This window comes from Brevundimonas sp. (assembly GCF_036402095.1).
GTDB lineage: Bacteria > Pseudomonadota > Alphaproteobacteria > Caulobacterales > Caulobacteraceae > Brevundimonas.
Genome location: NZ_DASWTO010000205.1, coordinates 1 through 12,927, shown reverse-complemented (window position 1 = coordinate 12,927; position 12,927 = coordinate 1). Strand labels below are relative to the sequence as shown.

The 12,927-nt window shown below is 70.7% G+C and carries 17 protein-coding genes; 6 read left to right on the top strand and 11 right to left on the bottom strand.

Annotation, left to right across the window (positions count from 1 at the left end):
* Positions 1 to 12: 12 nt before the first annotated feature.
* The 7 genes from VGD32_RS13555 to VGD32_RS13525 all read right to left on the bottom strand — a co-directional run bounded on the left by VGD32_RS13555 (position 13) and on the right by VGD32_RS13525 (position 4,284).
* On the bottom strand, positions 13 to 387 hold the full coding sequence (locus tag VGD32_RS13555) for a hypothetical protein (RefSeq protein ID WP_331032409.1): 375 nt from the start codon (positions 385 to 387) through the stop codon (positions 13 to 15).
* A gap of 77 nt (positions 388 to 464) precedes the next feature.
* On the bottom strand, positions 465 to 680 hold the full coding sequence (locus VGD32_RS13550) for a KTSC domain-containing protein (RefSeq protein WP_331032408.1): 216 nt from the start codon (positions 678 to 680) through the stop codon (positions 465 to 467).
* Positions 681 to 726: 46 nt separating this feature from the next.
* Positions 727 to 1,104: a DUF3597 domain-containing protein gene (locus VGD32_RS13545; protein WP_331032407.1), complete on the bottom strand. Its 378-nt coding sequence runs from the start codon at positions 1,102 to 1,104 to the stop codon at positions 727 to 729.
* 53 nt (positions 1,105 to 1,157) lie between these two features.
* On the bottom strand, positions 1,158 to 1,685 hold the full coding sequence (gene rimM / locus VGD32_RS13540; RefSeq protein WP_331032406.1) for a ribosome maturation factor RimM: 528 nt from the start codon (positions 1,683 to 1,685) through the stop codon (positions 1,158 to 1,160).
* Between the two features lie 107 nt (positions 1,686 to 1,792).
* Positions 1,793 to 2,377, bottom strand: coding sequence for a 30S ribosomal protein S16 (gene rpsP, locus VGD32_RS13535; RefSeq protein ID WP_331032405.1), 585 nt, complete (start codon positions 2,375 to 2,377; stop codon positions 1,793 to 1,795).
* Between the two features lie 25 nt (positions 2,378 to 2,402).
* Positions 2,403 to 3,926: a signal recognition particle protein gene (gene ffh, locus VGD32_RS13530; protein ID WP_331032404.1), complete on the bottom strand. Its 1,524-nt coding sequence runs from the start codon at positions 3,924 to 3,926 to the stop codon at positions 2,403 to 2,405.
* Positions 3,927 to 4,137: 211 nt separating this feature from the next.
* Positions 4,138 to 4,284 carry a hypothetical protein gene (locus tag VGD32_RS13525; protein WP_331032403.1) on the bottom strand — a complete coding sequence of 49 codons (147 nt, stop codon included), beginning with the start codon at positions 4,282 to 4,284 and terminating at the stop codon, positions 4,138 to 4,140.
* A gap of 197 nt (positions 4,285 to 4,481) precedes the next feature.
* Here VGD32_RS13525 and VGD32_RS13520 point away from each other — a divergent pair, with 197 nt between their 5' ends.
* Positions 4,482 to 4,772 carry a UrcA family protein gene (locus VGD32_RS13520; RefSeq protein WP_331032402.1) on the top strand — a complete coding sequence of 97 codons (291 nt, stop codon included), beginning with the start codon at positions 4,482 to 4,484 and terminating at the stop codon, positions 4,770 to 4,772.
* A gap of 101 nt (positions 4,773 to 4,873) precedes the next feature.
* Here VGD32_RS13520 and VGD32_RS13515 read toward each other — a convergent pair whose 3' ends face one another.
* On the bottom strand, positions 4,874 to 7,048 hold the full coding sequence (locus tag VGD32_RS13515) for a M3 family metallopeptidase (protein ID WP_331032401.1): 2,175 nt from the start codon (positions 7,046 to 7,048) through the stop codon (positions 4,874 to 4,876).
* 149 nt (positions 7,049 to 7,197) lie between these two features.
* On the opposite strand from VGD32_RS13515, the gene VGD32_RS13510 reads away from it, so the two are divergent.
* Genes VGD32_RS13510 through VGD32_RS13500 form a run of 3 tightly spaced genes read left to right on the top strand, consistent with a single transcriptional unit; the run spans position 7,198 to position 9,005 of the window.
* Positions 7,198 to 8,049: a glutamate racemase gene (locus VGD32_RS13510; RefSeq protein ID WP_331032400.1), complete on the top strand. Its 852-nt coding sequence runs from the start codon at positions 7,198 to 7,200 to the stop codon at positions 8,047 to 8,049.
* Between the two features lie 60 nt (positions 8,050 to 8,109).
* Positions 8,110 to 8,643 (top strand): SRPBCC family protein, encoded by a 534-nt coding sequence (locus VGD32_RS13505; RefSeq protein WP_331032399.1) that lies wholly within the window; start codon positions 8,110 to 8,112, stop codon positions 8,641 to 8,643.
* Entirely contained in the window at positions 8,640 to 9,005 is a 366-nt protein-coding gene (locus tag VGD32_RS13500; RefSeq protein ID WP_331032398.1) for an MmcQ/YjbR family DNA-binding protein, read from the top strand. Before VGD32_RS13505 ends, VGD32_RS13500 begins: the two co-directional genes overlap by 4 nt.
* A 4-nt stretch (positions 9,006 to 9,009) precedes the next feature.
* On the opposite strand, the gene VGD32_RS13495 is transcribed toward VGD32_RS13500, so the two are convergent.
* The gene (locus tag VGD32_RS13495; protein ID WP_331032397.1) at positions 9,010 to 9,648 is read right to left on the bottom strand and encodes a DUF2306 domain-containing protein; all 639 of its coding nucleotides are present in this window, start codon (positions 9,646 to 9,648) and stop codon (positions 9,010 to 9,012) included.
* 102 nt (positions 9,649 to 9,750) lie between these two features.
* Here VGD32_RS13495 and VGD32_RS13490 point away from each other — a divergent pair, with 102 nt between their 5' ends.
* Positions 9,751 to 10,539, top strand: coding sequence for a LytTR family DNA-binding domain-containing protein (locus VGD32_RS13490; protein WP_331032396.1), 789 nt, complete (start codon positions 9,751 to 9,753; stop codon positions 10,537 to 10,539).
* Here VGD32_RS13490 and VGD32_RS13485 read toward each other — a convergent pair.
* Positions 10,536 to 11,069: a carboxymuconolactone decarboxylase family protein gene (locus tag VGD32_RS13485; protein WP_331032395.1), complete on the bottom strand. Its 534-nt coding sequence runs from the start codon at positions 11,067 to 11,069 to the stop codon at positions 10,536 to 10,538. The genes VGD32_RS13490 and VGD32_RS13485 overlap by 4 nt on opposite strands.
* A gap of 234 nt (positions 11,070 to 11,303) precedes the next feature.
* Positions 11,304 to 11,858 carry a peroxiredoxin gene (locus tag VGD32_RS13480; protein WP_331032394.1) on the bottom strand — a complete coding sequence of 185 codons (555 nt, stop codon included), beginning with the start codon at positions 11,856 to 11,858 and terminating at the stop codon, positions 11,304 to 11,306.
* A 231-nt stretch (positions 11,859 to 12,089) separates the two neighbouring features.
* Between VGD32_RS13480 and VGD32_RS13475 the strand changes: the two genes are divergently transcribed.
* The coding region (locus tag VGD32_RS13475; RefSeq protein WP_331032393.1) for an SIMPL domain-containing protein at positions 12,090 to 12,927 on the top strand (838 nt) is incomplete at its 3' end.

Below are 12,927 nucleotides of genomic sequence, written 5' to 3'. Positions count from 1 at the left end.
CTCTAGGAACCGTTAAGCGCCGCATTCCGCGGGTTTCACCTCGCCCGGGGCGTACATCTCGCACGCGCGGTCGATCTCGCCCTGGATCATGGCGCAGGGGTTGGCGGCGTTGCACGGCGGCCGGGTGGCGGGGCTGACGGCGATGCAGCGCTCGACCAGCCGGGCCGCGGCGGCCTCGCCGATCTCGCTGAGGCAGGAGCCCGGGTCGCCCGCCGGCGCGGCGGCGATCGCGGCGGGGTCGACCTCTTCCTGCGGCGGAGCGTCGGCCGGCATCTCGGGCGGCGGGGCGGGCGCGCCAGCCGGTTCGGCCGCGGGCGCTTCGGCGGGCTGCTGACAACCGGCGGCGAGCGTGGCCGCGGCCAGCAGGGCGAGAACGGTCCGGCGCATCACGTCACTCCGATACGATCACGAAGCGCCACCATAGGCACGGTTCGGCGCCGGACGAAAGCGGGCCGCGACCGGGCTCAGTGCGGCCGCAGCGCCTTCTCGACGCGTCGATACGGATATCGGTCGCGGATGTTCGGACCGAAGAACTGGCCCTTGGAGAAGGCGGCCCGGAAGGCGTCGTTCACCTCCGGCGGCACGCCGTCGTACTCATAGACGTCGCCCGAGGTGAAGGTCACACGCAGGCGGCGCTGCGGTTCGTCGTAGCTGAAGCGGCGGATGACGCTGGAGGGCATACGGGGAAAACGCCCGATCGCGCCGGCGGCTCCGGCCGGGGCCCGGTCAGTCTCTCAGCGAGTCCGGCACCAGGCCGCCGTTTTCCTCCAGCTTGCGCCAGACCGCCTTCGACAGGGCGATATTCTGCTCGGCGCTGCCGTGCGGCCCGGCGTTGACCCCCAGTTCCGCGGCCAGCGCCTTGCGGGCCTCGAGGCTGGAATCCAGTCCCAGCAGCTTCAGCAGGTCGACGATCGAGGTGCGCCAGTTGCCGGCGCTCTCACCCTTCATCTCGGCCATGGAAACCAGCACCGCCTCCACGTCCACCGGCGCGGCGGCGGTCGGGGCGATGGTCGTGGGCGCGGCCTGCGGGGCGGGAGCGGAGGTGGGAACGGCCTCGCGGCGGTGACCCCGGATGCGGTCCCAGATCGAACTGAAGATTCCCATGGCGTGCGCCTCCTTGTGCTGGAGGCGGGCTAACGCCCGGCCGCGGCCGGGGTTCAGTCGGGCTCGCGTTCGCCGATCTCGACCGGCCTGACCGCCAGCAGCCAGCCGTCGGCGATGTGCAGCTCGGGCACGGCGTCTTTCGTGAAGGGCAGATACCAGGTCGGACCGCCGGCCGCCGGGGCGATCTCCAGCATGTCGTCGGCGCCGAAATTCTGCACCGACTTCACCGTCCCCAGCCGCACGCCGTCCGGATCGCGCGCCTCCAGCCCGACCAGATCGGTCAGGTAGAACTCGTCCTCGTCCGGCTCGGGCAGGCGGTCACGGGGAATGTGCAGCTTGAGACCGCGCAGGGCGTCGGCCTGCTCCTTGGTGGCGATTTCCTTCGCCCGTCCGACGACGCCGTTCTTGTCCGGCCGCGCCGAGGTCAGGGTCAGGCCCACCGAGCCGTCGGCGCGCAGCAGCGGCCCGTAGGACATCAGCGCCATCGGATCGGCGGTGTACGCCGTGACCCGCACCTCGCCCTTGACCCCGAACCCGCCGGCGATCTGGGCGACGAGGATGAGTTTCTTGTCTGTGGGCATCGCCGCCTCGCTGTTGATCCCGTCCCGATAACAGAAAAGCAGCGCCCGGGGCGTCCGGACGCTGCTTTCCGATCGTCTCGTTCCGCCGGAGCGGAGTCCGAAGGCGGTTATCCCTCGGTCTTTTCTTCTTCGGTCGCTTCGGCGGCCGGGGCTTCCTCGGCGGCGGCTTCGGCCGGAGCCTCTTCAGCAGCGGCTTCGGCGGCCGGAGCCTCCTCGGCGGCGGCTTCCGGCTCCGGGGCCGGAGCGCTCTTGGCGGCTTCGGCGGCGGCCTTGGCCTCTTCCTTGGCGCGGGCGGCGGCTTCGGCGGCCTCGGCCTTGGCGGCGGCTTCAGCCTCGGCGCGGTCGGCTTCGCGCTGGGCGCGCTCGGCGGCGCGTTCCTGCGCCTTCTTGCCCGGCTGGGCCTTGTTCGGGTTGTTCGACTGGGTCCACTTGACCTTGCCGGCCAGCGCCTCGTCCTGGCTCAGGAAGCGCGCGACGCGGTCGGTCGGCTGGGCGCCCTTGCCGAGCCATTCGGCGATGCGGTCGGTCTTCAGGGTGACGCGCTTCTGCTCGCCGTCGCGCGGCAGCATCGGGTTGTAGGTGCCGACGCGCTCGATGAATTTGCCGTCTCGCGGCGAGTGGGAGTCGGCGACGACGATGTAGTAGTACGGGCGCTTCTTGGCGCCGCCACGGGCCAGACGAATCTTCAGCATTTTCAGTCTCTTTCTTTAATCGAAATCATTTCTTGGGAGGAAAGCCCGGCAGGCCCGGAAGGCCTCCCGGCAGTTGTCCGCCGCCCAGTCCGGCGAGCCGGTCCTGAATGGCTTTCATCTCTTCGGCCGTGGGCTCCGGCATCTTGCCGCCGCCCAGCGCCTTCAGGCGGGCCATGTCGCCGGCCCCGCCGCCGCCCATGCCGGGCATGCCCATCATGGCGGCCATCTGTTTCAGGCCCTTGCCGCCGCCCTTCGACATCGACTTGACCATGTCGGCCATCTGCCGGTGCTGCTTGAGCAGGCGGTTGATCTCCTGCACCTCGACCCCGGCGCCGGCGGCGATGCGCTTCTTGCGGCTGGCGTTGAGCAGATCGGGCTTCTTGCGCTCGGCCTTCGTCATCGAGCTGATGATGGCCTCCTGGCGGGCGATCATGCGGTCGTCGATGTTGGCGCTGGCCATCTGCGCCTTCATCTTGGCCACGCCCGGCAGCATGCCCATGATGCCCTGCAGCCCGCCCATCCGCTTCATCTGGGCCAGCTGGGCGGCGAGATCGTTGAGGTCGAACTGGCCCCTGGCCAGTTTGCGGGCCATGGCCTCGGCCTTGGACTGGTCGAGCTCCTGCGACGCCTTTTCGACGAGGGCGACGATATCGCCCTGGCCGAGAATGCGGCCGGCGACGCGGCGGGCGTCGAACACCTCCAGCGCGTCGACCTTCTCGCCGGCGCCGAGGTATTTGATCGGCAGGCCGGTGACGGCCCGCATCGACAGCATGGCCCCGCCTCGTCCGTCGCCGTCGGCGCGGGTCAGCACCAGGCCGGTCAGCGGAAGCCGCTCGTGGAAGGCCCTGGCGGTGCGGACCGCGTCCTGGCCGGTCAGGCTGTCGGCGACCAGCAGCGTCTCGACGGGCTTGGCGACCGAGGCGACCTCGGCCACCTCGGCCATCAGGGCCTCGTCCAGGGTGATGCGGCCGGCGGTGTCGAGGATCAGGACGTCGAAGCCCTGCAGCCTGGCGGACTGCAGCGCCCGCCGGGTGATCTGGACCGGGCTCTCGCCGGCCACGATCGGCAGGGTGGCGACCTCGCTCTGCTCGCCCAGCTTGGCCAGCTGTTCCATCGCCGCCGGGCGGCGGGTGTCCAGCGAGGCCATCATGACCTTCTTGCGGTCGAACTTCGTCAGCCGCAGCGCCAGCTTGGCCGACGTCGTCGTCTTGCCCGACCCCTGCAGGCCCGACATCAGGATGACGGCCGGCGGCGTGGCGTTCAGATTGATCGGGACCGGCTCCTCGCCGCCCAGCATCTCGACCAGGCCGTCGTAGACGATCTTGATCACCTGGTCGGCCGGCTTGACCGAGCGGATGACTTCCTCGCCGGTGGCGCGCTCGGTGGCGAAGGCGATGAAGTCCTTGACGACGGGCAGGGCGACGTCGGCCTCGAGCAGGGCCACGCGCACCTCGCGCATCGCCTCGGCCACGTCCTTTTCGGACAGGGCGCCGCGCCCGGTGATCCGGTCGAAGACGCCTGTCAGCCGCTCGTTCAGAGCCTCGAACATTCAATCCCTTTCGTGGCGGGCGAAAACGGCTCCATACGACAACGGCCCCTGGCGACGATCACGTCGGCAGGGGGTTCTCGCCCACCTCGTCCCGACGGATCGGGGGTCGTGTGGGTGGAGACGCAGGGTTCACTTGCGCCGGAAGCGGCGGCTTATGGCTGAAAAGCCGGGCGAAGACAAGGCGAGGGGCGGGCGCATGGCCCGGCCGCCGCTACATCCCCTTCGACGGGTCGTCCGACGGCGTGTCCGGATCGGCCTGACGGGTGGCCTTGCCGCCGCGCATCTTCGCCCAGAGCAGGGCGAGGGCGAGCAGGACGGGGCCGCCGACGATGACCAGGCCCCAGGGAAAAGCTTCCATGATCTGTCTCCTTTCACCGGACCAACCGCCGGGCGGGCGATTGGCTCCCCGGAGGCGGGTTACCGGCGGTCAGGTTTCCGCGAATTCATCCAGCGTCGCTATTTCGCCGCGAAATCCACATCGGGCCGCAACAGCGTGGCCGTATCTCCCGCATCGTCGCCGCCAAGGAGCGACGCAGCTCTCCGCAGGAGACCGCCATGAAAACTCTCGCTTCTCTCGCCGCCGTCCTGATCGTCGCCGGCGCCGCCGGCTCCGCGTCCGCCGGCGAAGTCCGCGTCGCCTGGGGCGATCTGGACCTGTCCACCCCCGCCGGGGCGGACGCTTTCGACGCCCGCGTCCGCGCCGCCGCCCGCAAGATGTGCCGCGGCGGGTCCATGATCGGCGGCCGGGCCGCCTGCCCGGCCGCGGTCCGAGAGGAGGCCGGGACCCGGCTGCCGGGCGCGGCCCAGGTCGACTACGCCCTCAGCCGCGTCCCGCTGGTCGCGTAAGGGGTAGGGAAAAGGCCCGGCGGATCGCTCCGCCGGGCCCTTCCGCAACCTCATCATGCTCAAGCAGCCAGCCGCGCGCGGCGGCTCGCTGGCGCCCTTGATCAGGAAGTCGGGAATCCCCGCACCTTCAGCAGGGCCGTCACGTCCGGGTCGCGGCCGCGGAAGCGGCGGTAGGCCTCGGCGCGGTCGGTGGAGTTGCCCTCGGACAGGATGATGGCCTTGTAGCGGGCGGCGATGTCCGGATTGAAGACGTCGCCCGACTCCTCGAAATAGGCCCAGGTGTCGGCGTCCATGACCTCGGACCACAGGTAGCTGTAATAGCCGGCCGAGTAGGCGTCCGAGGTGAACAGGTGATTGAACTGCGGCAGCCGGTGCCGCATCACGATCTCCTTCGGCATGCCGTAGCGCGCCAGGCTTTCACGCTCGAAAGCGTCGATGTCGGTCGGCGGCGTCGCCCGCGTGTGCAGATCCATGTCCACCAGCGCCGACGACAGATAGCTGACCGTCGCATAGCCCTGGTTGAAGGTGGCGGCGGCCTCGACCTTGTCGACCAGCGACTGCGGCATCGGCTGGCCGGTCTCCACATGTTTCATGAAGCCGTCGAGGATCGGCCGCGACAGCACCCAGTGCTCGTGCACCTGCGACGGATATTCGACATAGTCGCGCGGCGTGCCGCCCAGGGCCGGATAGGTGATCCGGTACGACAGATAGTGCAGGGCGTGGCCGAACTCGTGGAACAGGGTCTCGGCGTCGTCCAGCGAGATCAGGATCGGTTCGCCGCCCTCGGCCTTGATGAAGTTGTTGTTGTTCGACGCCAGCACGTTCTTGACGCCGTCGTAGGTCGAATAGGACCGGTAGGTGGTCATCCAGGCGCCCGACCGTTTGCCCGCGCGGGCGAAGTCGTCGGAGTAGAACAGGCCGACATGGCGGCCGGTCGCCTTGTCGGTGACCTCGAACACCTCGACGTCCGGATGGAACACCGGCACGGCGCCCTTCGGCAGCGGGGTGAAGGCGTAGCCGTACAGGCGTTCGGCCATGTAGAAGGCGCCGCGCTTGACGTTGTTCAGTTCGAAATACGGCTTCAGCTCGTTCTGATCGAGGTCGTATTTCTGCTTCCGGACCTTCTCGGCGTAGTAGAGGTAGTCCCAGGGCTCGATGTCGTGGCCGGCGATGGCGCGCATGTCGGCGACCTCCTCGGCCACCCGCGCCTTGGCCGGGACCCAGACCCGGTTCATCAGGTCCATGGCCGCGGCCGGCGTCTTCGCCATGGTGTCCTGCATCCGCCATTCGGCGTGATTGGCGAAGCCCAGCAGGCGGGCGCGCTCGGCCCGCAGCTTCACGATCTCGGCGATGAGGGCGTTGGTGTCGTTGCCGTCGCCGTTGTCGCCGCGGTTGACGAATTTGCGCCACACCGTCTCGCGCAGGCCGCGGTCGTCCCCGAACGACAGGAACGGGTCGACGCTCGAGCGGGTGTTGACGATGGCGTAGCCGGTCAGGTTGCGGCTGCGGGCGGCCGCGGCCGCCGCCGCCTTGTTCGAGGCCGGCAGGCCGGCCACGCCCGCCTCGTTCGGGATGTGGGTGAAGGTGTTTTCGTCGGCGACCACCTTCTGGCTGAAGCTGGTGAAGGCGTTGGACAGGGCGGTGTTGATGCGGCCCAGCTCGGCCTTGCCGGCGGCGTCCAGGGCCGCGCCGTTGCGCACGAAGGCGTCGCGGGTGCGCTCGGCCAGCCGGGTCTGCTCGGCGGTCAGGCCCGCCCGGGCGGCGTTGTCGGCCACCGTCTTGATGCGGGCGAACAGCTGCTCATTGAAGATGATCTCGTCGCCGGCGGCCGACAGCAGGGGCGACAGCTCGGTGTCGACGGCCTGGTAGTCGTCCGAACCGATGTTCTGGGTCATCACGCCGTAGATGGCGCTGGCCCGGTCGAGCGGCTCGCCCGCCATCTGGTAGGGCACAAGGGTGTTGGCGAAGGTCGGCGGCGCGGGGTTGCCGGCGATGGCGGCGATCTCGGCGCGCTGCAGTTCGATGCCTTCCAGCAGGGCTTCCCGCAGCTTGGCCGCGGTGACCTTGTCCCACGGCGGCACGCCCTCGTAGGGGCCCGTCCAGGGCTGCAGCAGCTCGGCGCGCGGCGTCTGGGCCGGCAGCACGGCGCGGCCGACGCGGGCGTCCTCGGCGAGACCCGAAGCCGCCGGCGCCCCGCCCATGCCGGCGCCGTTCGAGGCGCAGGCCGACAGGGCGAACAGGCCGCCCCCGGCGATGAGAAGTTGGCGTCGATGCATGGACAGGCTCCGTCGGTTCAGATCGTGGGCCGCAACCTAGGCCCACCGCACGCTGACTGTCACCTGAACGACCGGTAATCCCGCCGCGACATTCTGGCCGCCCATCTTGATCATGGACGCGACCCGGCGGCGCGTCTAAGCACCCGCGCATGGCGATAGGCGTATTCGACTCCGGCGTGGGCGGGCTCACGGTCCACCGCGAACTGACGCGGCGGTTCGCCGACCGGGACTTCGTCTATCTGGCCGACCAGGCCAACGCCCCCTACGGCGGGCGCGGCGGCGAGGAGATCGTCGACCTGACCCGGGCCGGCTGCGAGCGGCTGTTCGAGGCCGGCGCCAACATCATCGTCCTGGCCTGCAACACCGCCAGCGCCATCGCCCTGCGCCGTCTGCAGCAGACCTGGGTGCCCGAGGCCCGGGCGCGGCACGGCCGGCCGGTCAATGTGCTGGGCATCATCGTTCCGACCATCGAGGCGGCCACCGGCCTGCCGTGGACCTATGAGGCGGAGCGGCTGGGCGACAAGATCGAGGCCCTCGAGGTCACCGGCGTCTTCTGCACCGCCGCCACCGCCATGAGCCGGGTCTATGAGATCGAGATCGACAAGCGGCGCGAGGATCTGGCGGTCTTCTCCGAGCCCTGCCCGGGCCTCGCCGGCCTGATCGAGCTGGGCGCGCCGGCGGAAGAGCTGAAGGTGGTGGTGCACGACCACGTCGACGCCCTGCGCCGCCGCATCGGCCGTCATCCGGACAAGGCCATCCTCGGCTGCACCCACTATGAGATCGTCGCCGACCTGTTCGCCGGCGCCCTGCCCGAAGGCACCCCGGTGATCCACCAGCCGACGGCCGTCGCCGAGGCGCTGGACCGCTATTTCCGCCGCCATCCGGAATACGCCCTCGGCGGCTCGGGCCGGCGCGACTTCCTGACCACCGGCCAGCCCGGGCCGCAGTCGGAGCTGGTGGCCCAGTTCTGGGGCGCGCCGCTGACCTTTGCGGCCGCCTGAGCAAAGCCGCTTGACGCCGGCGGCGGGCTGCGCGCGGATGCGGTCCGGGAGGATTTTCGCATGAAACGTCTGCTGCTCGCCGCGGCGCTCGGGGCCGCCTCTCTGGCGCTTGCCGGCGGTGCCGCCGCCGAGGTGTCGGCCCGTTCCGTGAACGGCTTCCGCCTCACCTACGAGCACCCGGTGACGGCGTCGGCGGAGGCCGTGCTGGAGGCGGTGGGCCGCCCGGCCGCGTGGTGGAGCGACGCCCACACCTGGTCCGGCAGCGCGTCCAACATCTCGGTCGATCTGCGCCCCGGCGGCTGCTGGTGCGAAGCCCTGCCCGGCGGCGGCGTCAAGCACGCCGAGGCCCTGCTGGTCTGGCCGGAGCGGCGCATGGTCGTGTTCGATGCGCCGTTCGGCCCGCTCCAATCCATGGGCGTCGACGCCGTCCTGACCATGACCTGGGCGGACGCGGCCGAGGGGGAGGGCCGGACGCTGAAATGGACCTTCGTGGTCAACGGACCCGCCGCCGGAGCCATGGCCGATCCCGTCGACGGCGTCTTGGCCGAACAGTTCGCGCGACTGGTCGCCCACCTCGCGAGCGCCGGAGAATGACCGCGCCCCCGGACGCCGCCGACGCCCTGCGCGCCTTCGGCCTGACCTATCCCGGGGCGCATCTGAAGAGCCCCTGGCCCGGCCACGCCGATCTCGCCGTGCGCGACAAGACCTTCGCCTATCTCAGCGTCGCCGGGGATCCGTTCAGCCTCTCGTGCAAGCTGCCTTTCACCGGGCCGGGCGCGCGCGAGCTGCCGTTCGTGCAGCCCGCCGGCTACGGCCTCGGCAAGAGCGGCTGGGTCACGGCCTCGTGGCCGGACGACGTCGTCGACGCGATGGCCCTGTTCCGCTCGTGGATCGACGAAAGCTATCGCGCTCAGGCCCCGAAGACGCTCGCCGCCCTCGCCCCGCCGGCGCCCTGAGCCATCAGGCCGGGCGCGCCGCCGGGCGCACGACCTCCCAGCCCCACGCCCGCAGCCACGCCTCGGCCAGCAGCAGGTTGGGGACCCAGCAGAGGAACGAGATGGCGCGGTAGGCCTCGACGAATTCCAGCCCGTTGGCCATCGCCAGCGGAAGCATGATCCTGAGCGTCACCGCCGCGAAGGTCAGCGACAGGCTGCGGATCATCCAGCGGCGGTGCTGGCCGAACTGGCCCGCGACCGCCTTGCGCCAGCCCAGGGCGGTAGTGACGAACCAGGCCACGGCCAGCCCGCCGAATCCCAGGCCGGAGATCGGCCCGGCGACGCTCGCTACGGCCAAGGCGAAACCCGACGCCGCGCCGATCAGGCAGGCGGCCACATAGACCCGGCCGGCGCGGCGGTGCCAGACCCTGAGGGGGCCTCTCCAGGTGACCAGCTGGAACACGCCGAGCGTCAGCGCCGTCAGCCCGCTGGCGACATGGGTCAGGAAGATCAGCGGCCGCGCCTCGATATGCGGGGCCATCGCGTCGGCCATGAAGGGCTGGGGCAGGAGAAAGCGCGCGCTGAACAGCGCCACGGCCATGCACAGCAGGGCGGTCAGCCAGAACAGGGTCGTCGTCGCGATCCGGGTCGTCTCACGGGTCATGGGGGCTCCTCGAAAGCTCGGAGCCGGATTGCATGCGGGGCGGAGGCCGTGTCAGCCTGACTTTCGCGAACGGCGGGAGTCTCTTCGCGAACGGAGCGGAGCGTGACGGCCGACGATGTGATGAAGGGATTCCGGGCCGTCCGGATCGGCCGCTCCGGGGTCGCCGAACTGATCGGCCTGTCCCTGTTCGGCCTCTTCCTCGCGGCCATAGCGGCCTACGACGGCGAGGGCGTCCCCGCCCGCGTGCGCTATCCCTACTGGCAACTGGCGATGGTGGGCGGCGGCGTCATCGCGGCCCTCATCGAGCCGGGGGTGGCGCGCCTGTTTCCCGGCCGACCCCGCGCCTTTGTGCTGGCCCAGCTGATCGCCATGACCCCGCCCATCTCGCTCTGGGTCTCGATCATCCCGGCGCTGTTCTTCGGCCGGCCGTCGATGCTGCCGCACCTGCTCTGGCTCATGCCCAGCGTGCTGACGATCAACGTCGCCGTCGTCGGCCTGGCGTGGCTGACCCGCTCGGCCTTCAACCGGCCGCTCACCCAGGTCTCCGCCCCGGAGGGCCTGGCTCCGCCCGCCCTGCGCGGCCGCCTGCCGCCGCGGCTGGCGCGCGCCCGGCTGATCGCCGTCGAGGCCGAGGACCACTATCTGCGCATCCGCACCGAGGTCGGTTCGACCCTGGTGCTGATGCGGCTGGCCGATGCGCTCGCGGCCCTCGAGGGCGCCGACGGCTTCCGCGTGCACCGCTCGTGGTGGGTGGCGCGCAGCGGCGTGGAGGCGGCGCGCTGGAAGGCGGGGCGCGGCGAGCTGACCCTGTCCGACGGCGCCGTCGCGCCGGTCAGCCGGACCTACGCCGCCGCCCTGCGCGGGACGGACTGGGCCGCCCCGGCGGCCTAGCCCGCCAGCGCGGCTTCGGAAGCCACGATCCGGCTGGCGGCGTGGACCACGGCGCCGATGCGCAGCGCCGCCTGCACCTGGGTGGCGGGCACGCCGTGCTTGCGCAGCTCGCCCTCGTGGGCGTCGAGGCAGGCGCCGCAGCCGTTGATCGCCGACACCGCGGTCGACCACAGTTCGAAATCCATCTTCTCGACGCCGGGATTGGCGATGACGTTCATGCGCAGCCGGGCGGGGATGGTGGTGTACTCGCTGTTCTTCATCAGGTGCAGCGCGCGGTAGTAGATGTTGTTCATGCCCATGATGGCCGCGGCGGATTTCGCGGCGTTCAGCGCCTCGGGCGTCAGCACGGCGGCCGCCTGGGCCTCGATCGCCCTGACCACGGGCGCGACGCCGACGGCATGGGCCGAGGCGAGGAAGCAGCCCCATTTCTGCTGGTCGTTCAGCACCGTTTCCGACGCGAGCGAACCGAGGTTCAGGGAGATGTCCTTGGCGTAGGCGGGGATCAGGTCGCGCAGGGCGTCGATCGACATTTGTCAGGTTCCCTTCGGGGCGCGGCGACCGCTTGCGGCGCGGTCGCTCGCGGCTTGAGCCGCATGGAGGCTCGTGGATTGCAGGCGCGGCCGCGCTCAGGTCGCGAGGCGGAGCCTGTCCTCCGGCCGATCGGAGATCGGACCGGGGGGCGAGCGGGCATGGCGCCCAGGAAACAGGCGGCGTGGAAGGCGGCGATACCAACGCCGCCGCCTCCCGCCACCCGGGACGCCGCCTTACGCGGCGAGGGTTTCGCCGCCCACGGGGCGGTTGCAGGCGCACAGTTCGTCGGTCTGCAGCGCGTCCACCACCCGCAGCGTGTCCGCCGGCGCGCGGCCGACGTTCAGGTTGGTGACATAGACGTGCTGCACGACGTTGTGCGGGTCGACCACGAAGGTGGCGCGCAGGGCGACGCCCTCGGCCTCGTCCAGCACGCCCAGGGCGCGGGCGAAGCGGCCGCCGTTGTCGGCGAACTGCCAGATCGGCAGCTTCGACAGGTCGGCGTGGTCACGACGCCAGGCCAGTTTGACGAACTCGTTGTCGGTCGAGCCGCCCAGCACCACCGTGTCGCGGTCCTCGAAATCCTTCGACAGCGAGGCGAACTCGGCGATCTCGGTCGGGCACACGAAGGTGAAGTCCTTCGGGTAGAAGAAGATGACCTTCCACTTGCCCTCGAAGCTGTCCTGCGTGATCGGCTCGAAGGCCGAGACGCCGTTTTCCTCGTGGCTGTTGAAGCCGGGCTTCACGCCCGTGATCTTGAATTCCGGCAGTTTTTCACCGACGCCCAGCATGATGGTTCTCCTGATGGTTCTGGAACGGAAAAGCTCTGGAGCGCCGGAGGGGCGGCGCCGCGGCTCGGGAAATGAGCCTCGGGTGCCACAAAGTCAATCATTCGAAACGCAAAACTCGATCAATAATATCTATGATCAGCATAGGCCGGCGGCGGGCCTGACGATTCCTTACCGCCCCTTGCCCCGCCCCGGCCCAGGCGGCACGGTCCGGGCGAACAAGGGATACCATTCATGCCCCGCACCATCGCCACGCTGACCGCCGCCCTGCTCGCCGCCGCCGTCGCCGCGCCCGCCGCGCTCGCGCCTTCGTCCGCCGCCGCCCAGACCCCGCCCGCCACGATCGGCGAGCGCTACGTTCCGGCGCCGTGGTGGATGCGCGAGCCGGTCATCGCCTCGATCGGCCAGGTGCGGACCCAGGTGCCGGCCAACCGGGCCGGCTTCAACGCCAGCTTCCAGTCGGTCGACCGCACCGCGGCCGAGGCCTCGCGCAAGGCCGCCGACCAGATCCGGGCGCTCAGCCAGGCGCTGGCCGCCTACGGCGTCGACGCCGTGCGCGTCGAGACCACCCTGTCCACGCGGCCGCTTTACGACCAGTACCGGGACGAGAACGGCGTGCTTCACGACAACGCCCGCGCCGACCAGATCGAGCGCTACCAGGCCGACGCGACCATCAATGTCACCGTGCGCGACACGCGTGTGCTGGAGCGCGTCTACGCCACCGTCGTCGCGTCCCAGCCGACCTCGATCGGCCAGGTCTGGTTCAATCTCGAGCCGGACAACGCCGTGAAGACCTGGCTGCAGGGCGAGGCGGTCAGGGACGCCGCCCGGCGGGCGCGCGAAGCCGCCTCGAACGCCGGCGCCGCCCTCGGCGGGGTCAAGGTCATCGACCCGACCGGACGGGCCTGCGAAACCGATGTGCTGGCCGGCTGGCCTGCCTACGGCTCGGGCGGCCTCGCTACGGACGTCGACTACGCCGAGGCCGCCTTCGCCCCGCCGCCGCCGCCCTCGCCGCCGCCGCCGGCGCCCGCCCGCGGCGCGCCCAGCGAGCAGCAGATCGAGTCCGCGCGCC